Here is a 24,362-nt window from a genome sequence, read left to right as displayed (position 1 = left end):
TCAGACCGTTAATTCTATGGAGATTTTCAGTCTGGATTTAATGAGGCTGAAGAGAAAAATTCTCGCCAGTCTGTTCGGATTACATATGGTTAAGACGTCTGATTAACTAAACCACTTTTAAACTCTTAAAGACTTCAATATTTAGTTTCTGCTACTCGCTTCATGACAAAAAAATTCAACAGAGATACCTTAAAGCTTTCAAAAACCGTCTCTTTAATTCACGTTCATGAAACTTTACCAAGACGAAAACGTTCTATCAGTAATCGAAGAGACTTTATTAAATAAAAAAAAGGGGAGAGATGCTGACATGAAAGAAAAAATGCCATATATCATCTATTGACTTATTTTTATAGTTGGACTGCATTCATACGTTTATTTGACTATGAATTATGGTATCATCTACACCATTATTTTAACGTTTGTTTGTGGGTTTTTTTCGGGTTTGCTGGCGCTTGTTATGAGTAATCGAACGTTCATTCTGTTAAGTACTTTACTTTTCATTAGCCCCTATATAATTTTACTTATCATTAACCTTGTATAAAATTTTGTAAGGAAACTGCAGCGGATACATGTGTGACACATGACGTCACTATAGAGGCTTATCAACTTCTTAATTTCGGGAAACCAGCTATCCATAGAGGACTATTCAAAAATAACAGCAGCCTATCTCTAAATTTAAGGAGCTGACTGCTGTTATTCAGATGGAGTATGGTTGTCGTCTTGCGCAGCAGTGTCTCTTTCCGAGACAGCAGTTGCTGTTCTTCCAAGTTAAACCTTTCCATTTACGGTGCTGCCTAAAGGATCAGTCGCATGTATACACCCATCGGTTTATCACCTCGAAACGAACTTATTTCCTGTTACCCAGAAGCGCCACGGATAAGTTCTGGCTTCTCCAGAGTTACCGATTCCTATCCTTTCACCTTGAGAAATATTATCAGGTTGATAGCCACTCGTAATATACAATGGAGGAGTATCCAGAGAACCTCCATAATCGTCTTTAATTATGCCTAGGGCCTTTGTCAGCTTTCCGGGTCCATTCGTGAGGTCTTTTTCTTTTTTATCCCCTCTACGCTTATACATCAAATCAACCCCTGTTACAGGCTCGACAGCCCGAATCAACACCGCCTCCGGATCACCTGTATAGCCACTCACTACATTTACTAGACAGTGGGTATGCATAACATATGTGTAGACATATCCTGCTGGTCCGAACATGACTTCTGTCCGCTTCGTTCTGAGATTATTGAAACTGTGAGCAGCTCGATCCCTGGGTCCCATATAAGCTTCTGTTTCAACTATATATCCTGAAGCAGTTCCTTCATCTGTTTCTTTAATTAATTGACACCCTAATAGAGAGCGAGCCAAGTCTAATGTGGGCTGAGTGTAGAAATCCTTATGTAGTATGTCCATTTTCGTCAACACCTTTCTAGTGGCGAATATTCCTGCTGTAAAGCTTTTGAAAACTATTTTGATTTATTTTTATAGAGCATTTCTACAACCTAAAAGAGAAATTCCATGAAACGAAATACGTGACTGCTGCGTAAGACTAGAGAGGTTATATTTATGGAGGTGCATCTATGATAGCTGAAATGTATAAACGCAGAGAAAAGCTCGCTTATATTTATTTAACGATTATCTTACTCGTATTCGGTGGATACATAACTTGGAATATACCCGCTAACCGAAGTGAATGGCTGGAAACATTATTTTTCCTTGGGCCAGTATTATTGATCATATTTATAGCAGTTTCTAGTCGAAACCATTATAACAAGGTAAAAGACTTATCTATACCCCATTCGAAAAAACCCATAATAGATCTTGACCATATTGTACTTAAACAAGATTCATCTGCCATTACCCGTTTACTTGCATTTGAAAACAGCGGCGAATTAATTGGCAAATACCAACCAGCCCAACTCCCAAAATGGCTTTTCCCAATAGCGGTTTTTAAATCATCCTTATTAACCTTGTTCCCTTTCAAGACATCCTTCGTTTCAAGTGACGGGAATACGTTATTTACGTTTGAACGAAAAGGCTTCAAAAAAAGTTCGATAACCGTGTATGACCAAAAAGATGAAGTTCTTGGAGTTTATCAACAAGAAGAATTTAAAGGCTTGTTTCACATAAAAGGGGAGCTCAAAGATGAAAACGACCAATCCATACTTCCTGTTAAAGTTTCAGGTACTTCTGGGGATTTTACATTAAAAGACCATGCAAACCGACGCTGGGCTTATTTCTACAATGGCAGATTTCCTCATGAGTATACAAAAATATTCCGTGACACAGATAACGACATTGTGGAAATTTCCAATGCAATTACTTTAAAAGAGAAGAAACTGTTACTGGCTTTGATTGGTTATTTATTTCTTGAAAGAAGCAATCGAAAATAAAAAGGGAAGTTCACTCCAGAGTTCTTACCTTAAGTTTGTAAATGGGTTTTGCCAATCACCCTTTAGGAGTGACTCCCACGATCAAAAAGTGTGGTAAAAACTTTTCTGAAACTCCGAAATAAGTTACTAACTATACCAATTAGCAGGTGGTCAGAAAATGAAACAGATATTTGCTTTCGAAAATAAAAAAGACTATGAGAAGAATCAAGCTGCCATAGAAAATTTTTATGAAAAATTAAATAATTACCAAATATTGTTGGAAGAGAAATATACCTTGAATGATAAACCTAAAGCTATAGTTTGGACTTCGGAAGAACTAGCTACGACTGTTTTTTCTCAAATCCCTGTCCCCGCTTTTACGAATAAGGATTTAATCTACTTTTCTCCTGAGTTAACACAGTGGAGAAATTTATTTCTACAGCAATTAGAAGGTCATCATCACACTAGAATAGAAAGTTTTTATAAGAATTTGTCGAAAAATCATATATTGAGCATACTTGGCCACGAATTAACTCATCACTCAGATTTATTTGTAGATGAATTCGATGAGGAAAGAGAAGATAGTATTTGGTTTGAAGAAGGAATGTGTGATTATATTTCAAGAAAAAATATGTTAGATGAAAAAGAATTTAGCGAAATCACAAACGTAGAGACAGAATTAATAGAAATATTCAAGCATAAATATGGCGCTCATTCATTGGATGAATTCGGACAAGAATCCTATCAGGGTAATTTAACAAGTATTATGTTTGATTACTGGCGCAGCTTTCTCGCGGTGAAGCATTTAGTAGAGGTACGTGCAAATGATGAGATTATGGAAATATTTAATCAATATCATCAATGGCATAGAGAAGGCAGGAAAGTACCATTAATGGACTATTTTAAAATGACATATTTCTTTACCTGATTTTCAGTCAAAGAAGATTATAATAATGGAGTAAACAAAGTGATGTTCAGTTTAAAAAGGTATAAAATCGAATAATAGTCAATGAAATTTCTGAAATGAATGGAAAAGAAAATCTTAACTTCTTAATCTATATCGTCCGCTTAAATAGTTGAGTTCAGTAAATGGATTTGAAATAATTACAATAAGATAAACAGAAAGAATAATCATACGTTTTGTTGTAAATACAAAAGAGTAGAAGGACAAAACGATTAAAGGAGATATTATGATACAGAGTAAAACGATAGGTTGGAATTTTGACAACAGTTATGCCCGTTTGCCCGACATCTTTTTCAAGAAGACTGAACCCACCCCTGTAGCTTCTCCGGAGTTGGTCGTATTTAATTCTTCTTTGGCTGAGTCCTTAGGTCTTGACGCAGATAAACTGAAATGGGGAGAAGAGGCAGGTGTTCTTTCTGGCAACGTGATTCCAGATGGGGCTCTTCCTATATCTCAGGCATACGCAGGCCATCAGTTTGGCCAGTTCACTATGTTAGGAGATGGCCGGGCGGTGCTGATCGGTGAACAGACGACGCCTTCAGGGAAGCGTTATGACATACAGCTTAAAGGAGCGGGAAGAACACCTTTTTCACGTCGAGGGGACGGGCGGGCGAGTCTAGGCCCGATGCTTAGAGAATATATCATTAGTGAAGCCATGCATGGGCTTCATATTCCTACAAACCGAAGCCTTTCTGTTATGGGAAGCGGGCAGTCTGTCCTGCGTGAAACTGAACTTCCAGGGGCGATCCTGACCCGTGTAGCTTCCAGTCATTTACGGATAGGAACGTTTGAATATGCTGCGCAGTGGGGTAGTGAAGAAGACCTTGTTACGCTGGCTGATTATGCTATAAATCGTCACTATCCAGAATTGAAGGATAGCAACAACAAATACCTCGAACTATTTGAAAAGGTGATGGAACGCCAGGCCTTACTGATTGCCAATTGGCAGCTCGTCGGCTTCATTCACGGAGTAATGAACACGGATAATATGACAATCAGCGGGGAGACGATCGATTATGGACCTTGCGCGTTTATGGACGAATACAACCCGAAAACGGTGTTCAGTTCCATTGATGTGCAGGGAAGGTATGCTTATCAGAATCAGCCGCCGATTGCCCAGTGGAACCTCGCTCGTTTTGCTGAATCGCTTCTGCCGTTATTTCATGAAGATCAGGATCGTGCTGTTGAAATAGCGCAGGAAGCGCTCGCTAAATTCGAAAAATTATTCTACACCCATTGGCTGACCGGGATGAGACAGAAACTTGGAATGCATAATGCTGAAGAGCAGGATAAGCCTTTGATTGAAGACTTTCTAAGCATATTAGAAAAGCATGAGGCTGACTTTACTAACTCTTTCCGTGCTTTAACGCTTGAGAAGCCAGAGGAGACACCTATGTATGGTTCGACAGAATTTACTCATTGGTATGAGCAATGGCAGGCTAGACTTGAAAGGCAGGAAGAATCAAAAGATTCCTCGCTTTTATTAATGAAGAAATCTAATCCGGCCGTTATACCTCGCAATCACAGAGTTGAAGAGGCACTTGAAGCCGCGGTTGAAAACGAAGATTATCAAGTCATGAACTCCCTGCTCCAAGTCCTATCTAACCCTTACGCGTATTCTCCTGAGCAGGAAGAATATGCTGTAATGCCTGAAGAATCATGCGGGCCTTATAGAACTTATTGTGGAACGTAATGCCACCTGGAAAATGGTATGAATAACACGAAAAAAGCGCCGAAATTAAATTCGGCGCTTTTTTCGTGGGAAGCACAAAGATATTCCTGTCGTCAGCTAGTTTTTAATTACTTTTCAAAAACAGAATTCTTTTCATTTATTTCGGATTCTGAAATAATACAATTTGTGATATCGATAAAGGAGGAAGTATATTGACACAAACTAATATTTCTACTGAACCAATATTTAAATCTTTTAATAGTGAGAAATTAAGCTTATCCAATCGTACAGTTATGGCACCAATGACACGCGGATTTTCACCTGGAGGGGTGCCTGGTGAAGACGTAGCCGCCTATTACCGTCGTCGAGCTGAAAATGAAGTTGGTTTGATAGTTACTGAAGGAACTGGAATCAACCATCCGAGTTCGGTATCAGGTGACAGTATTCCATTATTCCATGGAGAGAAATCTCTGGAAGGATGGGCAGAGGTCGTAAAACAAGTGCATCAGGCTGGTGGAAAAATTGTTCCTCAGCTGTGGCACGTTGGAATGACTCGCAGCGAGGGCGATCTGCCAAATGAAGAAGCTTCGCCGGTCGGCCCGTCGGGATTGACGCTCGATGGTGAAAAAGTAACAGAACCTATGACTGAAGAAGAGGTAGTGGCATTGGTAGACGCTTACGCACAAGCCGCTGCTGATGCTAAACGTTTAGGTTTTGACGGGATAGAGATTCACGGTGCCCACGGTTATTTGATTGATCAATTCCTATGGGAAAATACAAACCATAGAACAGATCGTTATGGCGGCGACCTTGCAGGAAGAACACAATTTGCTGTTGAAATCGTTGAAGCTTGCAGACGGGAAGTAGGACCGGAATTTCCAATTATTTTCCGTTTCTCCCAGTGGAAAATGAATGATTTCCAAGCTAAACTTGCTCATAACTCGGATGAATTAAACCGTTTGCTGCAGCCGCTTGTTGAAGCAGGTGTTGATATCTTTCACTGCTCTACACGCCGTTTCTGGGAACCGGAGTTTGAAGGTTCAGAACTGAATTTAGCTGGCTGGACTAAGAAGCTGACGGGAAAACCCGTTATTTCTGTAGGCTCAGTTGGACTCGACGGCGAATTCACAAGCTTTTCGGGAGCCAATACGACTAGCCTGGATGGATTGATTAAGAAACTGGATAATGAAGAATTCGACCTGGTCGCTATCGGACGTTCACTGTTGATGGATCCTGAATGGGTTAAGAAAGTCCATGACGGAAGAGCGGATGACTTACTGCCTTTTAATAAAGAAGCTCTTCAAAAATTATATTAAAACCCGGAAGCTTTCTCTAAAGACGGCAGGGAAGAATACTCAGAATGGCGTTTATCTTTTAAAAGATAAACGCCATTCTTAATTTATTGGCTTTGTTAAAGTCCCGTGTTGATATTCATATAATCTCTCTTTAGTGGAACACTCAGTTTCAAGATGTTAGGGCTGTTTCCGTTACGTTTGACAGCGTTTGGAGGTCCGGGAAATCACTCGCTTTCCGTGGGAGCGCGGTGAGCCTCCTTGGAAGTCCCGTCCTGCGGGGTCTCACCAAGCACTCTTTTCCCACAGGAGTCTCGCAATTTCCCGGACCTCCTTTAAGTTTGTCAGGTTCACGGAAACATCTGAGACAGTGTTTTGAGTGTAGTACAGATCTTTTCGAGTGGCAACGACAAGTCGCCCCATTTTCAATACCCCATTGCAACAAATTGATCTTTTCATGGCTAAATGTTTATTCTTAAATAGGCCATGTCACAGGCGTTTAATCGCTTTTGTCTTCTTGGATAAGATTAATTGTAATCCATTTCAAAAGAATGTATATGGAATGGACTGAGCTGTCGGAGATAAAAGAAACCAGAACAAAATGACTCGATGTTGACTTGCCAGTCTTGTTAGTCGCTAAGCTCTATAGCCGGAATACGCAGCTAAGATGAGAGATCAGAAGACTTCTCCAGTGCCAGGGGGTTCGTTCATTCCATATCGTACGGGGTGGTTGGGAAGCTGCGAGACTCCCGTGGGAGAAGGATGTAGGCGAGATCCCACAGGGCTGCAAGCCCGAGGAAGCTTGCCACTTCCCCCACAGGAAAGCGAGTAGCTTCCCGACAACCCCTCACTCTCAATACGGCAACGAACCCAGGCTATCTCGAAACCGAGTCTTCCGCTACCCTGCCATATTGTTGAATCACTCACTTATCAATATCAACAACCACCTTTAACATAGCAAATTTATTATAAAATTAGCCACTGTTCGTCTCCAGCATCTCTTCATATTTGAATACCTTAGTAAGTTCCTGCTCAATCAATGACCAGGCTTGTTCTGCTTTATGCTCCGGCCCCAAATGAGTGAAGGCATGATAACATCCATCAAACTGTTCGTATATAACCTCGACTCCTGATTCTATTAATTTTTGAGAGTACTCCTTCGCCTCCGGGTTAAAGGCGTCGTGTTCCGCTACAATGAACAACGCATTGGCTATTCCGTTTGTATTTTCTGCTAGTACAGGTGATGCGAGTGGGTCTGTCGCTTGCTCTTGTTGTGGAACATAGCACTTGTTAAGAAAATTAGCAGCCTGAGGGAACTTTGCACGTCTAGGATCAGGCTCAGGTTTGTCGGCGTGAGGCGTGACAAAATCCAGCATCGGGCAGGATAGTACCTGAAGCAAAGGCTGAGGTTCATGACGTTCCTTAAGTAGTAGGCAAAGGGCTGCAGCGATATTAGCGCCGGAACTTTGTCCTCCGACTGCTACCTGTTCAGCTTGAACGTTCAAATAATCAGCGTTTTCTTTAATCCATTGCAAGATTTCATAACTCTGCTCAACGGCATTGGGAAAAGGATATTCAGGCGCTTTCGCATAATCAATATTAATAACTGCACACCCTGCTTGATTAGCGATGTGGCGGCAATAGGGATCATCCATTTCTTTAGAATTTATGATAAATGCGCCCCCATGTAAGTTAATGTATACCGGGAGTTTTCTGCGCCCTGCTGTCTTCGGATAATAAATAGTGACAAGCGTCGGCTTCACTGTTGTTTCTATTAATACTTCTTTTATTTCTTCTACTGACTGTGTAGTAACCATTGATGATTTTTTTTCCTCGTTGGGTAACGTTCGTAGTAATTTTGCACCAATATGGGTAAACATGGACTGCCACCTTTTTTTTACCTGTGTGTACCCGATTGATCCGTAAATTAATCGGCTTGCATAAACATTGGGCTATAATATCCTGACTAACAAAATATTAAAAAGGGTACATGAAAAATACCATTCCGAACCAGATTCATATGGTTAGGCTCTGAGAAGACTCTCTCTTAACTCTATTTATAATTGGATCACTATACTGTAAAGCAAGAGGTGAATGAAATGTGGATCATGGTTATAGCTGTCGCAGTTACGGTCTTGCTGTTTTGGCAGAAGATATCTTTACCTGAAATCAACAAAAAAACGACAAGATCTTATTCAATAATTATCCCTGCTCGTAATGAAGAAAAGAACTTGAAGAAGTTACTTCCATCTATACTCACAACTGAAAGCAGTCTTAGAGAAGTCATAGTAGTGGATGATGAATCAGATGACCGCACACGGGAAACAGCTGTTGAGTATGGGGCGAAAGTTATTAGTAACCCTCCTTTACCAGAAGGGTGGATAGGAAAATCATGGGCTTGCTATAATGGGGCGAAGGAAGCTAAGGGGAGGAAATTAATATTCCTCGACGCTGATACATGGCTTTCACCAAATGGTTCAGAAAGAATGATAAATTACTTAGAATCAAAAGGTAAAGACACATTAGTTACGGTTCATCCTTATCACTACATGCAATCCTTTTGGGAAAAGCTCTCTGCAGTGTTTCATATGGTCGTTTTCGCCTCCTCGGGCACGACGTCTATTTTGAAAAACAAAGCAGGCACACAAGGTGGATTTGGCCCCTGCTTACTCATTGATTCAGATACCTACTGGCATTTACAGGGGCATTATGCAATACGGAGTGAAATAGTAGAGCATCTCGCACTGGCCAGGCGAGCTGAAAGGAAAGGGGTGAAGACCTTTGCGTTCAGCGGCAAAGATGTTCTGAACATGAGGATGTATGAAGCTAATCTCAGGGCTGTGATAGAAGGCTGGTCTAAAAGCTTTGCATCAGGGGCAAAAACCGCCTCACCCTGGATGACAGTTGCAGCTGTTTTATGGATTACAGCCGTTGTATCTTTTCTAATCAATATCCCCAATATAGGATGGTGGAGCGCTGCCGGTTATGTGGTTTTATCGTTTTGGCTGTACCGGACTTTAAAGGAGATGGGAAATTTCAATGTATATGATGCATTGCTTTTTCCGCTTCATTTTCTCTTTTTTGTATTGCTCTTTGTTTATTCCCTTCTTAAAACTTTTTTGTTTAAACAGTCGTCTTGGAAAGGACGAAATATAGCGGGAAAGAAGTAAAGGGCTTATTGCTATGTTGTTGGACTCTAAACTATTTTAATGGAAGTTGGACGACGTTGTTACAAGGCAGATGAAAATGGAGGACTATGATGATTTTATCATTTAATGTAAGAAAGCTAGAAATTCAGCAGATAATAGCGGTGACGAAACGTTAAAAATGGATAAGGGAGGGAGTTAGATGAGCGCGAAGTATATCAGATATTCATTAATCACAGGAAACCTTATTGTTGCTTTCCTCATCTTTGAAATCAGTTTTTATCATCTATTTGATAAAGAAAAACAGAAGAATAAATGGTTGTGAGGAATTTATCTCTTTAACTGTTTATTTAACAAGGGAGAGTTAGATGATCAAAGAAGATTCGATGAAAAATAATAAGCGCTTAACTTTAGTAATTTTTCAATTCATTATGGTGGGATTATTAATTATAGATATGACAATAATCATTAGCAACGATTCTATCGCTGCTCAATTACTAGCATTCTTTTCATTTGTCCTTATCGCTTTATTTTTAGCTGTTACTTTCAAAAATCGTCCAACATTGAAAAAGAATCATAAATAAACAGGTTGGATACCGATTCAAAAATTTGGGTTCTTCTTTATAAAAATGGTAATCTGTAAATATTAATAGAGAGGAGTGGTTAGCGATGTATTCATCAATCCCGGAAATCACGCTTCATGACGGTTTAACACTGCCGGCTATAGGTTTTGGTACATATAAGTTGAATGGTAATGAAGGGGCGAATGCGATCAGCAGCGCTGTTGATGTAGGTTATCGACTGATTGATACGGCTTACAACTACGAGAATGAAGGGACTGTCGGAGAAGCCGTACGACGCAGTTCTATCCGAAGGGAGAATTTAAAAATTACTTCGAAACTCCCGGGGCGGTACCAGGCATACGATAAAGCTGTTCCGGCCATTCAAGAATCATTGTACCGAGCGGGACTGGATTATTATGATTTGTACCTTATTCATTGGCCGAACCCTGCCCAGGGGAATTATTTAGAAGCATGGCAAGCACTATTAGATGCGAAAAAATGGGGATTGATCCGATCTGCCGGAGTGTGTAATTTCCTTCCTGAGCATTTAGAATACTTAGAAGAGGAAACCGGGGAAAAACCAAGTATAAATCAAATAGAATTACATCCATTTTTTAACCAGGAAAAGCAAAGAATCTGGCACGAAAATACCAATATACAAACTCAATCGTGGAGCCCGCTAGCAAGAGCTAATGAAGTGATGCAAAATGAAACGCTTAAGAAAATCGCCAGACAGCACAATAAATCATTTTCTCAAGTAATATTACGCTGGCACTACCAGCTTGGTTCCATTCCAATTCCTAAATCCTCTTCACCTAAACGTCAACTCGAGAATATTTCAATTTTTGATTTTACTTTAAATGAAGAAGAGCTGGGTATGATTGCACGTTTAACGCAATCGAATGGCAGGATCAATGATCAGGACCCTGCGACTTATGAAGAATTTTAAATAATTGCGGCGCAATTCTGAAGGGAAGAATTGCGCCATTCTCATAACTGACAAACGTATAGAGAAGGTCTAGGGAAAGTGCTGTTACTCCTTTTAAGTATTGCTGGCACAATAGAAATCAGGTGTGATTTATACTTTATCGCAGGAATAACTTAAAAGCTTGCAAAGAGTCTGCAAGCTTTATGTATTCGAAAGCGGCAGTTGAATCACCTGCGCTGCGAACGAGGAATGTGCTGGTTTTGTTCAAAGTCCCTGAGAGCTGACTCTTGATCAAAAGGTACAAACTCTTCATCTCTGCCATATTCCGAATAACTTTGACGGCCTGACGACTTGTATCTAATATGGAATTCCTCTTCATAATCAGATGGCTCTTGATCTAAAGGATGATGTGTCATACCAGAGATCCACGTTTCAAAATTATAAGTCCCTCTATTAATGATTTCACACAAATCTTCCAGGGATTGAGCCAACTCATTTAAACAATCCAGTCCATTCCTTAAAATGATGCCGCGTTTTCTTGCACTGTCAATAGAGTGCTCTAAACGATAAGATTTCTCCTGATAAGTGAATTCTATAAAACAGCTGCTACGATCCCAGTTGAAATGGAAATCATCGATATTTAGACGCTTGATCACCTTTATAAGCTTTCTTTCGCATAAAGTTTGTTCCTTGTGCGGCATCCATTTGAAAAGGACATTCTTAAACGTACTGGTTTTAAACATACGATCTACCCTCTTTCTATAGATTACGATTGTCACGCATTTCTCTTATACTGTTAAATTCTTCAAAAGGTAACCAGTTTCCTGCTGGAATCGTTTTGCAATTTCCGCGTTCCCTTAACAAAATATCGGGAAATACGACTCTTTTTTGTCACTAAGTCCCTTGGTGTGTCAGCAATTGACATAAGGTTTAAAATTCTTACCAAAAACTAGTTTACTAACAAAAGGAGTTTGAGATATTTGCTGGACTGCTGCTTTAATCATCTGGGCAGGTTATATCGTATTTATGTAGAACTTCTTACTGTAGACTCATCAGGAGTAGGAGATTAAACAAGGATTAGTGTGGATTGAAGGGATAAGTGTTTGAAAAGCTCATGAATTTAAAAGTCTGTTGTATCATGGGGCGTAGAATAATTAGTTTAAAAAAGGAGTGTATTGATGTTTACGAGCGATAGGATCCATTTAAGAAAGATGAATGACGATGATTTCCACATTTATCATAATTGGAGAAGTAATATAGAAGTCATGCAATACACAAATCCTGAGTTGGATGTTTATTCGCTAAGGGAAACAGAACAATTTATTAAAAGCATCTGTGATTCAAATACAACTAAAAACTATATCATTGAATTAAACGATTCGGATAAACCGATCGGAATCGCTTCTTTAGTGCATATGGATCTAAAGAACCGTAATGCGGAATGTATAATCGATATTGGTCATCAAAGCTATTGGGGGAGCGGATACGGCAAAGAAGTGATGAATATTCTGTTGGACTACAGTTTTTCAGAAATGAATTTACATAAGCTGTATTTGAGAGTCTTTTCTTTTAATGAAAGAGCGATTAAACTGTATGAAAGTTTAGGGTTTGTAAAAGAAGGGGAGCAAAAAGAACACATATTCAGAAACGGTAAGTGGCATGGAATCATAACCATGGCAATCTTCCAATCTACTTATATACGACCACGTTAAGACTTAAAATCGAATAGTATAGCATATCCACTCATGATATTTTTCTAAAAAATGAAGGGGAGAGGATGGTTCGATGATGAAATGGATGTTTATTTTATCAGCTGTCAGCACTCCGTTGTTTTCATTATTCGATAAGGGAGCCACGGGCATTCTTTTATCGCTGATGTTCTTATTTTTAGCCGCTTTTTTCAGTAAACCAAGGTTGTCAAAAAAGGATAAGGTCTAGTACATGTTTGTCGCAAGGGTGAGATTCAATTTATCAATCAAATAGCTGAACTCACTCTGTAAAATACAAAAAGCCAGTGCTTGCTTAAGCACTGGCTTACATAACTTCATAACTTTAATTATTGAAATGATTTGACCCCTAGATAATGATCCTGCCAATAGTCGATATTTAAATCAGCTACTTCAACACCATTACTTCCTGAGTGAATCATTTGGTCATCTCCAATATAAACGCCACTGTGAGAAGCACCTTCTGTATCATAAGTTCCTTCAAAGAAGACAACATCCCCTATGCTTGGTGATTCGACTCTCTCCCCGTCATATAACCACATATCGCTCTCTTTTCTATTTAAATCCACCCCGACTTCATCAAAGACGTGAAGAATGAATCCGCTGCTGTCAAAGCCTTCAGGAGTCGTTCCTCCCCATACGTAAGGCGTGCCGATTTGGTCTTCAGCTATCGATACTACTTCAGAGTTAGAAGCGGATGCTGCGTTTGTTGTTTCTTCCTCAGAAGAAGAGTCGTCGGAGCTTGTCGTTTCTTCCGTAGAAGAGGAGTCTTCGGATTCTGTGTCTTTAGAGGACTGCTCATTGTCATTGCTAGAGTCTTCAGAAGAACCGGATAATTTATTTTCTGTATTCGGCCCGACTAATCCGTCGACGGATAAACCATTATCCGCTTGGAATTCTTCGACTGCTGCTTCAGTAAGAGGACCGAAAATACCATCCAGGCTCGATGTATAGTAACCTTTGGATTCAAGAGATGACTGTAGGGACTTTACGTCTTCTCCGCGATCTCCGTCATTTAAGATAGAAGAATCGGAAGAGCTGCTTTCATCCGCAGCTGACGGATCTGCTTTAGCAAATACACTTTCGCTTACTACAGGTGTGAATGCTAGAGATGTGACTAAAGCAGAAGAAATCACATACTTTCGCATAGACTGAGATGACTTGACCATTTAAATTCCTCCTTGAATAATTTACCCGTGTTCAATGGGTAATGACTAATTCGTTTGAAAAAAGTGAAATATTTAGTCTGACTTCTTTCGGGCTATGTATACCCTGTGTGCTGAAGGACCTATATTAAATCACAGGGTTTTTTCAAACTAGTTCTCAGTCTATCAGATATAGATACGCTGCAGGTTTCAAACTCTTTAAGCCTGGATGTTAATCGTATTACAGTACATTACACTTTTAACAAAAAATACTAAGAAGAGCACCGTCTGCCTTAGCGGATGGCGCTCTTCTCCTTAAAGAAGCTATATAGGAAGATGTGTAGGTCACTCTTTCCATGGTGGAAGCATTTTATTAAGTGGCCGATCTTTACGGTAACCGAGCACATATTCAGCCTGCATGATTGTATGAATTTCTCTTGTGCCTTCGTATATAACGGGAGCCTTTGAATTTCGTAAATATCTTTCTACAGGATACTCATTGGAATACCCGTAAGCGCCATGTATTTGAACAGCATCATCCGCTGACTGATTGGCAAAATCACAAGCCTGCCATTTAGCTAAAGAAGTTTCTCTAGTATTACGCACACCTTTGTTTTTTAATTCGCCAGCACGGTAAACGAGGAGGCGGCTCATTTGCAAGCCGGCTTCCATTTTGGCGATCATCTGCTGAACAAGCTGGTGTTTTCCTATTTCTTTACCGAAGGTTTTCCTATCATGACAATAAGAGACACTAGCCTCGAGACAGGCCATAATCTGCCCGCAAGCTCCTGCGGCAACAGTGAAGCGGCCATTGTCTAAGGCAGCCATCGCAATTTTAAACCCGTCACCTTCTTCTCCGAGTCTATTTTCTACTGGAACGTCGATATGGTCAAAAAATAATTCACCAGTATTGCCGGCACGAATACCAAGCTTACCCTTGGTAGCTTTTGAAGAGAATCCTTTCATCGTTCGTTCCACAATAAAAGCGGAAATGCCATGATGATCTTTACTTTTATCGGTGTAGGCGAACACAAGGAAATGGTCGGCCGTATCACAAAGTGAAATCCACGTTTTCTGCCCATTGAGAATATATGAATCTCCTTTAAGGACGGCGGTCGTCTGTAAAGCAGCAACGTCGGAGCCTGCATTCGGTTCAGTTAAGCCGAACGCACCTAATTTTTCACCCTTTGCCTGGGGGAGGAGGTACTTCTGTTTTTGCTGATCGGTGCCGAACTGCAGGAGAGTCATGCTGTTTAATCCTGTATGGACAGACACCGCTGTACGAAACGCTGTGTCTCCCCGTTCTAATTCTTCACACACAATCGCAAGTGAATTATAATCCATACCGCTCCCACCGTATTTTTCTGGTATGCACACGCCCATCAATCCTAACCGGGCAAGCTTCTGGTATACACTCTTATCGAAATGACCATTTGCATCCCATTCTCCTATACACGGCATCACTTCTTTATCGACAAAATCCCTAACAGTATTACGCAGCATATTCTGTTCGTCACTAAAATCAAAATTCATGTAATCCCTCCTTAAATCGTACGATTGTTCTTTAACTCTTCAATAGTTTTCTGGTCATATCCGAGAGCCCGTAAAATTTCCTCGTTATGCTCACCCGGTTCGGGGGGATGCCGTTTAAAATCAACCGGAGTTTTTGACAGCTTTAAAGGACTGCCGATCATTTTTATAGTTCCAGCTTTCGGGTGGGAGGCGGTCATGAACATATTACGAGCATGCAGTTGTTTATCTGATACGAGCTCCTCCAAAGTTTGAATCGCGCCAAATGGAATGTTGCCGTACTGGCATTTCTCCTTCCAGTACACAGTTGGCTGCTGTTCAAAAGCACGCTGAAGAATCGTTGAGAGCGTCTTACGGTTGTTGACTCGATCCGCATTTGTTTGAAATCGGGGATCAGATGATAAATGCGGCTGTTCAATCAAGTGACAAAGGGAAACAAATTGATGGTTATTCCCAATGGCAATAACCATTTCCCCGTCCTGGGAACGGAAAGTCTGATAGGGGACGATATTGGCGTGATGATTGCCCAATCTTTCAGGCTCTTGTCCAGACATTAAATAGTTGCTTCCAATATTGATAAGTGAGCTTACCGCGGAATCATATAAAGATAAATCAATTTTCTGCCCTTTACCTGATCGAGTTCTTTCCAGTAATGCCGACTGAATCCCTATACAAGCATACAGACCTGTTAAAATATCCGAAATGGCAACGCCTATTTTTTGTGGTCCTGAAGACTCACTGCCTGTGATACTCATCAAACCGCTCATGGCCTGGACAATAAAATCATACCCAGGCAAATTCTTATACGGGCCCGTTTCACCAAATCCAGTAATGGAACAGTAAATAATACGTGGATTGATCTTACGTAATGCCAAGTAATCAAGACCTAAACGCTCCATCGTACCTGTCTTGAAGTTGTGGAGGACGACATCACACTCAGCAGCCAGTTTTTCAATAATTTCTTTACCCCTTTTTGTTTTCAAATCAACAGTGAGGCTTCTCTTATTTCGATTCGTGCATAAGTAATAAGCACTCACACCATGTTGGAAGGGTGGACCCCATTGTCGTGTTTCATCACTCCCGCCCGGTGCTTCCACTTTAATAACGTCAGCACCTAGATCTCCAAGAATCATCGAACAATAAGGACCTGCTAGTACTCGTGTTAAATCAAGTACCGTAATGCCGTGTAAAGCTGTATTCATATCCATCACATCCTTTCTGCATAAGGAAAAAGCCAGCCGAACCCATACTGTGTATGAATCCAACTGGCTTGGGATCAACTAGGTTTTATGAACGGTCAGCACAAAAATGGAGATGAGCACGTCTTACACTACACTGTATGTCCTCTTGGCTGAAAATATGTCTTAGAATCAATCTCCTTTATAAAAACATCTATCATGAAACGATTGTTCTCTTAATAAGATAGAACAGTGGGACAAACCGTCCGCTTATATTAGGGGGATATTACGCAGTTGGGGGGAGAATGATGACTTTTGGGTCAGAACGAGTAAATAGTTTGCCTCCTTATTTGTTTTCTGTGTTTCATCAAAAAAAGAAGGATTTACAAGAGCAGGGAGTAGATGTGATTGATTTAGGTATAGGTGCTCCTGATCTGCCGACGCCTTCTTTTATTATTGATGCGTTAACTATAGAAGCAAGTGATCCGAAGAACCATAGCTATTCACCGTACGGGGGTTGTACGGAATTCAAGAAAGCCGTTGCCGATTTTTATAAAAGACATTATAACGTTGATCTAAATCCTGTATCGGAAGTCCTCGCGCTGATTGGTTCAAAGGAAGGGATTGCCCACTTGATTCACGCAGTTGTTGACCCGGGGGATGGTGTCCTGGTACCGGATCCAGGTTATCCCGTTTATTCGTCAGCTGTACACCTGGCTCAAGGGAGAGTTATTCCTCTTCCTTTGTATGAGGAAAACCATTTCGCACCTCAGTTTCATTCGCTTACTCCTGCAGATGTAGACCGGGCGAAGATGATGTTATTAAACTATCCGAGCAATCCGACAGGTGCTACGGTCGAACTCGGTACATTTGAGGAAGCAATTAGTTTTGCAGAGAATCATAATCTGTGTGTCGCACATGATTCGGCTTATGACCTTGTGACATTCGACGGCTATCGTGCCCCTAGTATTCTTCAAGTCCCTGGAGCAAAGGAAAGGACTGTTGAATTTGGTTCCTTATCGAAAAGCTTCAGTATGACGGGATGGAGAATTGGCTACGTCGTCGGGAGCGAGGAGTTGATCCACGCTTTATCGATTGTAAAGAGCAATACAGATACTTCTCAGTTTCTGCCGATTCAAAAAGCAGGAGCAGCTGCATTAAACAGTGACTTTTCAACGGTAACATCAAATAATCGAACCTATCAGAAGCGGATGGAAATCATGCTTGATGCCATTAAAGAACTTGATCTTAAAGCGAACAAGCCGAGGGGGACTTTTTTTATTTGGGCAAAGGTTCCTAAGGGATACACCTCTCAGATGTTTGCTGAAAAAATGCTTGCGGAAGCCGGGGTGATTGTTACGCCGGGGAATGCGTTTGGCGTAAACGGAGAAGGATTCATCCGCATCTCGCTGTCTGCGCCGGAACATCGTTTGCGTGAAGCGGTGAATCGAATGAAGAAATGGAAGACAAGGGGGCTTTCCTGATGGGGGATGGACAGCACCAGTCTATGTCAAGTTCCCGTGCCATTGTGGAGTGCCTGAAGCTGGAAGAGGTAGAGAAGGTATTTTGTGTGCCGGGGGAGAGTTACCTCCCTCTTCTTGATGCCATTTTTGATGAACCTGCACTTACTCTCATTTCAGCGAGACATGAGGGAGGGGCTTCTTTCATGGGAGAGGGTTACGCAAAAGCAAGCGGGACACCAGGTGTTGTCATGGCTACGCGGGGAGTCGGCGCCTCGAATCTTGCTATTGGTGTCCACACCGCCTATCAGGACTCCACTCCCATGGTCGTCTTTCTCGGTCAGGTGCACAGCAGATTTAAAGGAAGGGAAGGCTTTCAAGAGATTGATTTAGAGGATTTTTTTAAACCGATCGCTAAATGGGCAGTAGAGATCAATGAGGCATCCCGCATACCGGAAATCGTGCAACGAGCGTTCCGTCTTGCAAGAACGGGTCGTCCAGGCCCTGTTGTCATATCATTACCGGAAGATCTGTTATTGGAAACAGCAACAATGGATTTTGGAACTAAAGTTTCCAAACCTTCCCCAAGACCTTCTCGCGATGAAATCAAGGATATTGAACAGATTTTACGAGGCAGTAAACGCCCTTTGATCATTGCCGGCGGAGGAGTAAAGAGTGCCAGAGGGGAAGAAACTCTAATAGATTTTGCAGAGTCCTTTAACCTGCCCGTCATGGCAGCTTTTAGAAGGCATGATGTATTTCCAAATGACCACCACCTGTATGTGGGACACCTCGGTCTGGGAATGACACCAACCCTTCTGAGCATTGTGCGGGAGGCCGACACTCTGATCGCCATAGGCACGAGGTTATCAGAAGTCACGACCCAGGACTACACGATTCTGACGAAGGGTCAATCACTTATTCATATTGATATCGATTATGAAACGATTGGTAAATCCTTTTCTCCACTGGTCGGGATCGTTGCAGATGCGAAGGAAGCCCTTAAAGATCTAACAAGTATGAAATTACCTAATGAATGGACGAGCTGGGCAAGTAAATGTCGAGTAAAGTATACACAATCGCTGAAACCGACAGAAGGACAAGTCGTTCTCAATGAGAAAATCATTTCAAGTCTTCAAAAACATCTGCCAAAAGATTCGATCATTACGAATGATGCGGGAAACTTTGCTGGGTGGCTTCATAGGTTTTATCAATTCAGTCAAAAAAACACGTACGTCGGACCTACGTCTGGAGCGATGGGGTATGGTATGCCTGCCGCCTTAGGGGTTAAGTTAGCTTTGCCTGATCGGACCGTCGTCTCTTTATCAGGGGATGGGGGGTTCATGATGACGATGCAGGAATTAGAAACTGCGGTTCGCTACGACATACCTGTCATAAGCATCGTGTTCAACAATTGCATGTACGGAACCATTCGTATGCATCAGGAAGTGCATTATCCTCATAAAATGATCGGCACGAATTTAGGGAGGGTAGATTTTTCTAAAATTGCTCTGGATGTTGGAGCGGAAAGTTATTATGTGAAAACTGCTGAAGAGTTCGACAAGGCGCTTATTCAGTCGATCCGTATAAGAAAGCCGTCGCTCATTGAAATAGAGAGTGACCCTAATCAGATCACGGTCTCTTCCACTATTCAACAAATACGGAACAGACACTAATTTAAGGAGGTATGTAAGATGAGTCGTCAGTTAATCAAAGATGAAAAGCTTCGTAATTATATAAACGGGAAATGGTTTTTTCCATCTACTGAAAAGTATGCAGATGTTAAAAACCCCGCTAATTTAGAAGCGCTTGTACAGGTTCCATTATCCGGTGAGGCTGAAGTGGCCGCAGCAACAGGAGCGGCTAAAATAGCACAGAAAAAATGGGCGCTTGTACCTGCCCCTCAAAGAGCAGAAGTATTGTATAGAGTAGGCCTTCTCATGAAGGAAAGAAAAGAGGAATTATCTCAATTATTAACGATGGAAAATGGAAAAGTCATTGAAGAAGCCCGTGGCGAGGTGCAGGAAGGGATCGATATGGCTTTCTACATGGCTGGTGAAGGCCGGAGGTTATTTGGACAGACGACTCCATCTGAATTAAAAGATAAATTTGCGATGAGTGTTCGCGCCCCAGTCGGCGTCGTCGGTATTATAACCCCATGGAATTTCCCGATAGCTATTGCTACGTGGAAGTCTTTCCCTGCGATTGTTGCAGGAAATGCTGTCGTGTGGAAGCCAGCTACCGAAACGCCGATCATGGCGTATGAATTAGCGAAGATTTTTGAAGAAGCGGGGCTGCCTAAAGGTGTTATCAATGTAGTATTCGGCTCTGGATCGACAGTTGGAGAAGCTATGCTTGAGCAGGATGATATCCGTGTGATTTCATTTACGGGATCCAATGATGTAGGACGGAATATTGCTGCGAAATGCGGCGAGCGCTTGAAAAAGGTATCCCTTGAAATGGGCGGGAAAAATGCGGTGATTGTCATGGACGATGCAGATCTGTCTCTCGCCGTTGAAGGAATTCTTTGGAGTGCATTCGGGACAAGCGGGCAGCGATGTACAGCTTGCAGCCGGGTCATGGTCCATGAAGATTTAAAAGAAGAACTAGAAGAAAGACTTCAGGTTGAAATAGCAAAATTAACAATTGGAAATGGACTAGATGAATCGATTAAAGTAGGGCCGGTCATTAATGAACACGGTCTAAACAAAATCAAACAATATATCGAAATTGGAAAAGACGAAGGAGCGAAACTTCTTACGGGTGGTTATGTAATGGATAGTGGAGAACATGCGGCTGGTAATTACTTTGCTCCGACGTTGTTCACAGATGCTACAGCCGATATGCGTATTGCGCAGGAAGAGATATTCGGGCCTGTTGTTTCCCTTATCCCGGTGACCAGTCTCGAAGAAGCGATAGAGATCAATAATCAGGTGGAATTCGGCTTATCGAGCTCGATTTTCACTAGAGACGTCAACAAGGTTTTTGCTGCTCAGCGTGACTTGGATACAGGAATCGTTTACGTAAACGCAGGAACAACAGGTGCAGAGATCCACTTGCCTTTTGGAGGAACGAAAGGAACTGGCAACGGCCACCGTGATTCAGGAGTAGCGGCTTTAGATGTATTTACAGAATGGAAAGCGATATACGTAGACTTCAGCGGCAAGCTGCAAAGAGCGCAAATTGACGTTGAATAATTGAACAGCATCAGATTACCGGTGAAAAAGGGGTGCGGACTATGAAAGTGGCGGTACTAGGTTCGGGATTGATGGGGAAAGAAGCGGCTCGTGATTTAGTGAATAGTTCTGAAGTGAAAAAAGTAGGGCTTGCGGACATCGACGTGCAGAGAGCAGAGCAAGTATGTCAGGCGCTCGGTTCACCGAAAATTAAAGCTTATAAAGTCGATGCCGGAAATTCTGAACAGCTTGCTGAGTTTCTTAAGCAGTATGACGTAGTCATCAACGCATTATTTTATTCTTTCAATGAAATTGTCGCTAAAACGGCTATCGAATCAGGCGTAAGTTCTGTAGACTTAGGAGGGCATATAGGTCACGTAACGGACCATGTATTAGATTTATATAACAGCGCAAAAGCAGCTCAAGTAACGACGATTCCTGATTTAGGAGTAGCACCTGGAATGATCAATATTCTATCAGGCTATGGCGCGAGCAAACTCGATGTAGTGAAAGAAATCCGGCTATATGTAGGGGGAATTCCAGTCCAGCCTGAGCCACCACTTGAATATAATCATGTATTTTCCATGGAAGGACTGCTAGATCATTACACCGATCCTTCTACGATCATTAGAAACGGTAAGCTGCAGCAAGTCGATTCTCTTACAGAGCTTGAGCAATTACATTTTGAACGCTTCGGTCCGCTTGAAGCCTTCCATACGTCAGGAGGCACTTCTACCTTACTAAAATCCTTTCCTGACATCGATACACTGGAGTACAAAACAATACGATATCGAGGGCACGCTGAAAAAATGAAGTTGCTCGTAGACTTGAAGCTCACCGGGAATGACCATGTTGTGGATGTGGGCGGTATTCAAGTAAAACCGAGGGAAGTGCTGCTGAAAACGTTGGATCCTATCGTTGATTTAAAAGATAAGGATGATGCTGTATTACTCAGAGTATGTGTCGGAGGAGCGAAGGACGGAAAAGATACCACCTACCAATATGAAATGATAACCTACAAAGACCGTACGAATAAGGTAACAGCCATGGCTCGAGCCACAGCCAATACCATATCCGTTGTAGCTCAAATGATAGGCAGTCAAATCATTACAAAAAAAGGGGTATATCCGCCAGAGAAAATTGTACCAGGAGGCCATTATATTACTGAAATGGCGAAAAGAGGGGTAATGATTTCTGAACGGCGAATAGATGATTTTGATAGATAAAAAATAAGGATTATGCTCTCTCTTAAAACTAAGTAGCAACTCCGAACAATATTTAAAAACAATCACTAATAATTAAACCATACCTCATAATAATACAGGAAACGACAAAACGAAAGCCAGTGAAGTAAACACTGGCTTTCGTTTTATTTGGTATGTTTGTGACAGCCCTTAAATAAATCATCTAACACTTCATTTGTTCGTGTCACTGTTTCGTCAGTTCAAGGTGGGTATTCTATCATAAATTGCTCTGATTTAGTTTCTGTTTTTAGAGTTACAGGATTATGATCAAAAAAAGAAAAGCTGATATAACTTATGAATAAGGGTGGTGGTCTCTGAATTTCACTTACTATAAAACGACTCCAAAATTAATATATGGTTCTATATAATTTCCCTATGGCTCTCACAAAATAACTTGACTAAATGAATTTACAACTGACAGAACTGCAGGATGTGGTATTTGCTGCTTCGTCTTCAGTAGAAAACGTGACTACTACTGTAACACTTAAAGCAAAAAGAGAACTTAACTTTTAAGCCAAGTAACTTTAAGCATTAGCATTACGATTGAATTTTCAGAAAAGTAAATATATAGTAGAAATTACATACTAACTAGTAGGTATGTTTGATTTGTAACGATTCTTGGAATCAGTGGCAAGCTTTACAACACTAGGAGTTAAAAAAGAAAGGGAGTGATGTAATTGGGAATGGTAGAAACCGTAACAGGACCTATAGACTCAATGAAACTAGGGAAAACATTGATTCATGAGCATTTCTTTTTCGGTTATCCAGGGTTCCAGGGGGACCTCACACTTGGCACCTTTGACTTTGAACAAAAGAAGAGTAAAGGAATCGAGACAGCGAAGATGATCCAGGCTCAGGGCGTTGAAACAGTTATAGATCCTACACCGAATGAATGTGGCCGTAATGTTCAGTTGCTGCAAGCCGTATCGGAAGCTACAGGATTAAATATCTTATGTGCGACGGGTTTTTATTACGAAGGAGAAGGGGCAACACCTTATTTTAAATTTCGTCAGCAGCTCGGAACGGCAGAGGAAGAAATTTATGAAATGTTCTTAGAAGAAATAACAAATGGAATCGAAGGGACGGGAATTAAGCCAGGTGTAATCAAATTAGCTTCAAGTAAACATGAAATTACCGAATATGAAAGAATGTTCTTTCGGGCAGCTGTTCGAGCGCAAAAGAAAACCGGTATTGTTCTTATTACACATACTCAGGAAGGGACGATGGGGCCTGAACAGACAGAATTATTGATTGAGGAAGGGGCTGACCTTTCTAAAGTTGTCATTGGGCATATGTGTGGAGCAACTGATATTAATCAACACTTGCAAGTTTTGAAACAAGGGGCCTATATTGCGCTGGATCGCTGGGGGTTGCAAGGAATTGTCGGAGCACCTATGGATGAATCGCGAATGGTTGTTTTGAGCGGATTACTGGCAGCAGGTTATGAAGAGAGAATTTTCCTTTCTCACGACACGGTAAACGTATGGTGGGGCAGGGATCCCGTTTTACCAGACTCTGTAGCCGGTTTGCTGCAAAATTGGCAGCCAGACCATCTATTTCGTCGAATTCTGCCAGCATTGCTGGAGAGCGGTGGAATTACGGAAAACCAAATAGAGCAGATTTTTGAAACGAATGCTAAGAACCTTTTTCAAACTAACCGCTAATATCATAGTGAAATCGAATCTCCTTAAGTAAGATTACATTAAGGGGATTTTTCTTTATTAAACTCGTAGCTAAAAAGAGAGAAGTTTGAATAGTATTTCATTTATTTTTCTAGTTTACATAATATATATTATAGGAAGTTAAGTTAAAAAGCCTCATTCTGTCTCAATAACTAAGTATACTCTTGATAGTGAGACAGAATGAAAATTTATATCGTTTTAAACACTTAATGCTTTTTATGTAACTACCGTTTTTTACTCTTTGCTCCTGGTAAACTTCATTATGCTTACAATCCTCTGGGACTTT

General features: G+C 41.2%; 21 protein-coding genes. 15 read left to right on the top strand and 6 right to left on the bottom strand.

Going from position 1 to position 24,362, the window contains the following annotated elements; all coding sequences use genetic code 11:
- Nucleotides 1–831 precede the first annotated feature (831 nt).
- A complete protein-coding gene (locus O2Q26_RS01335) occupies nucleotides 832–1,410 on the bottom strand; it encodes a DNA-3-methyladenine glycosylase (protein WP_289214235.1) in 579 nt (192 codons plus the stop codon).
- A 167-nt stretch (nucleotides 1,411–1,577) separates the two neighbouring features.
- Between O2Q26_RS01335 and O2Q26_RS01330 the strand changes: the two genes are divergently transcribed.
- From O2Q26_RS01330 to O2Q26_RS01315, 4 genes are all read left to right on the top strand, one after another.
- A complete protein-coding gene (locus O2Q26_RS01330; RefSeq protein WP_289214234.1) occupies nucleotides 1,578–2,390 on the top strand; it encodes a hypothetical protein in 813 nt (270 codons plus the stop codon).
- 157 nt (nucleotides 2,391–2,547) lie between these two features.
- Nucleotides 2,548–3,297: a hypothetical protein gene (locus O2Q26_RS01325; RefSeq protein WP_289214233.1), complete on the top strand. Its 750-nt coding sequence runs from the start codon at nucleotides 2,548–2,550 to the stop codon at nucleotides 3,295–3,297.
- A 262-nt stretch (nucleotides 3,298–3,559) separates the two neighbouring features.
- On the top strand, nucleotides 3,560–5,026 hold the full coding sequence (locus tag O2Q26_RS01320) for a protein adenylyltransferase SelO (RefSeq protein ID WP_289214232.1): 1,467 nt from the start codon (nucleotides 3,560–3,562) through the stop codon (nucleotides 5,024–5,026).
- 191 nt (nucleotides 5,027–5,217) lie between these two features.
- Nucleotides 5,218–6,321, top strand: a complete 1,104-nt coding sequence (locus O2Q26_RS01315) for an NADH:flavin oxidoreductase (protein ID WP_289214231.1) — start codon at nucleotides 5,218–5,220, stop codon at nucleotides 6,319–6,321.
- A gap of 950 nt (nucleotides 6,322–7,271) precedes the next feature.
- Here O2Q26_RS01315 and O2Q26_RS01310 read toward each other — a convergent pair.
- Nucleotides 7,272–8,177: an alpha/beta hydrolase gene (locus O2Q26_RS01310; protein WP_289214230.1), complete on the bottom strand. Its 906-nt coding sequence runs from the start codon at nucleotides 8,175–8,177 to the stop codon at nucleotides 7,272–7,274.
- Nucleotides 8,178–8,396: 219 nt separating this feature from the next.
- On the opposite strand from O2Q26_RS01310, the gene O2Q26_RS01305 reads away from it, so the two are divergent.
- The 4 genes from O2Q26_RS01305 to O2Q26_RS01290 all read left to right on the top strand — a co-directional run bounded on the left by O2Q26_RS01305 (nucleotide 8,397) and on the right by O2Q26_RS01290 (nucleotide 10,955).
- Nucleotides 8,397–9,467: a glycosyltransferase family 2 protein gene (locus O2Q26_RS01305; protein ID WP_289214229.1), complete on the top strand. Its 1,071-nt coding sequence runs from the start codon at nucleotides 8,397–8,399 to the stop codon at nucleotides 9,465–9,467.
- A 178-nt stretch (nucleotides 9,468–9,645) separates the two neighbouring features.
- Nucleotides 9,646–9,768 carry a hypothetical protein gene (locus O2Q26_RS01300; protein ID WP_289214228.1) on the top strand — a complete coding sequence of 41 codons (123 nt, stop codon included), beginning with the start codon at nucleotides 9,646–9,648 and terminating at the stop codon, nucleotides 9,766–9,768.
- A 43-nt stretch (nucleotides 9,769–9,811) separates the two neighbouring features.
- Nucleotides 9,812–10,027, top strand: coding sequence for a hypothetical protein (locus tag O2Q26_RS01295; protein ID WP_289214227.1), 216 nt, complete (start codon nucleotides 9,812–9,814; stop codon nucleotides 10,025–10,027).
- A gap of 85 nt (nucleotides 10,028–10,112) precedes the next feature.
- Nucleotides 10,113–10,955 carry an aldo/keto reductase gene (locus O2Q26_RS01290; protein WP_289214226.1) on the top strand — a complete coding sequence of 281 codons (843 nt, stop codon included), beginning with the start codon at nucleotides 10,113–10,115 and terminating at the stop codon, nucleotides 10,953–10,955.
- A gap of 206 nt (nucleotides 10,956–11,161) precedes the next feature.
- Here the strand turns inward: O2Q26_RS01290 and O2Q26_RS01285 are convergent, their stop codons facing one another.
- Complete coding sequence (locus tag O2Q26_RS01285) at nucleotides 11,162–11,677, bottom strand: hypothetical protein (protein ID WP_289214225.1); 516 nt, start codon at nucleotides 11,675–11,677, stop codon at nucleotides 11,162–11,164.
- 435 nt (nucleotides 11,678–12,112) lie between these two features.
- Here O2Q26_RS01285 and O2Q26_RS01280 point away from each other — a divergent pair, with 435 nt between their 5' ends.
- Together O2Q26_RS01280 and O2Q26_RS01275 are read left to right on the top strand one after the other, a co-directional pair.
- Nucleotides 12,113–12,646 carry a GNAT family N-acetyltransferase gene (locus tag O2Q26_RS01280; protein WP_289214224.1) on the top strand — a complete coding sequence of 178 codons (534 nt, stop codon included), beginning with the start codon at nucleotides 12,113–12,115 and terminating at the stop codon, nucleotides 12,644–12,646.
- Between the two features lie 73 nt (nucleotides 12,647–12,719).
- The gene (locus O2Q26_RS01275) at nucleotides 12,720–12,872 is read left to right on the top strand and encodes a hypothetical protein (RefSeq protein WP_289214223.1); all 153 of its coding nucleotides are present in this window, start codon (nucleotides 12,720–12,722) and stop codon (nucleotides 12,870–12,872) included.
- Between the two features lie 118 nt (nucleotides 12,873–12,990).
- On the opposite strand, the gene O2Q26_RS01270 is transcribed toward O2Q26_RS01275, so the two are convergent.
- The 3 genes from O2Q26_RS01270 to O2Q26_RS01260 form a co-directional block, all read right to left on the bottom strand.
- Nucleotides 12,991–13,830 carry a C40 family peptidase gene (locus O2Q26_RS01270; protein ID WP_289214222.1) on the bottom strand — a complete coding sequence of 280 codons (840 nt, stop codon included), beginning with the start codon at nucleotides 13,828–13,830 and terminating at the stop codon, nucleotides 12,991–12,993.
- Nucleotides 13,831–14,151: 321 nt separating this feature from the next.
- Nucleotides 14,152–15,339, bottom strand: coding sequence for an acyl-CoA dehydrogenase family protein (locus O2Q26_RS01265; protein WP_289214221.1), 1,188 nt, complete (start codon nucleotides 15,337–15,339; stop codon nucleotides 14,152–14,154).
- An 11-nt stretch (nucleotides 15,340–15,350) separates the two neighbouring features.
- Nucleotides 15,351–16,538 (bottom strand): CaiB/BaiF CoA transferase family protein, encoded by a 1,188-nt coding sequence (locus O2Q26_RS01260; RefSeq protein WP_289214220.1) that lies wholly within the window; start codon nucleotides 16,536–16,538, stop codon nucleotides 15,351–15,353.
- A gap of 284 nt (nucleotides 16,539–16,822) precedes the next feature.
- Between O2Q26_RS01260 and O2Q26_RS01255 the strand changes: the two genes are divergently transcribed.
- From O2Q26_RS01255 to O2Q26_RS01235, 5 genes are all read left to right on the top strand, one after another.
- Nucleotides 16,823–17,998, top strand: coding sequence for an aminotransferase class I/II-fold pyridoxal phosphate-dependent enzyme (locus O2Q26_RS01255; protein ID WP_289214219.1), 1,176 nt, complete (start codon nucleotides 16,823–16,825; stop codon nucleotides 17,996–17,998).
- A complete protein-coding gene (locus O2Q26_RS01250) occupies nucleotides 17,998–19,650 on the top strand; it encodes a thiamine pyrophosphate-dependent enzyme (RefSeq protein WP_289214218.1) in 1,653 nt (550 codons plus the stop codon). Before O2Q26_RS01255 ends, O2Q26_RS01250 begins: the two co-directional genes overlap by 1 nt.
- A gap of 18 nt (nucleotides 19,651–19,668) precedes the next feature.
- Complete coding sequence (locus O2Q26_RS01245; protein ID WP_289214217.1) at nucleotides 19,669–21,171, top strand: aldehyde dehydrogenase family protein; 1,503 nt, start codon at nucleotides 19,669–19,671, stop codon at nucleotides 21,169–21,171.
- A 14-nt stretch (nucleotides 21,172–21,185) separates the two neighbouring features.
- On the top strand, nucleotides 21,186–22,376 hold the full coding sequence (locus tag O2Q26_RS01240; RefSeq protein ID WP_289214725.1) for a saccharopine dehydrogenase family protein: 1,191 nt from the start codon (nucleotides 21,186–21,188) through the stop codon (nucleotides 22,374–22,376).
- Between the two features lie 701 nt (nucleotides 22,377–23,077).
- A complete protein-coding gene (locus O2Q26_RS01235) occupies nucleotides 23,078–24,058 on the top strand; it encodes a phosphotriesterase family protein (protein WP_289214724.1) in 981 nt (326 codons plus the stop codon).
- The last annotated feature ends 304 nt before the right edge of the window (nucleotides 24,059–24,362 follow it).

It is taken from the genome of Halobacillus campisalis, assembly GCF_030345335.1.
GTDB lineage: Bacteria > Bacillota > Bacilli > Bacillales > Halobacillaceae > Halobacillus_A > Halobacillus_A campisalis.
The sequence above is the reverse complement of the archived record's forward strand: the minus strand, read 5'-3'. Positions and strand labels throughout refer to the sequence as shown.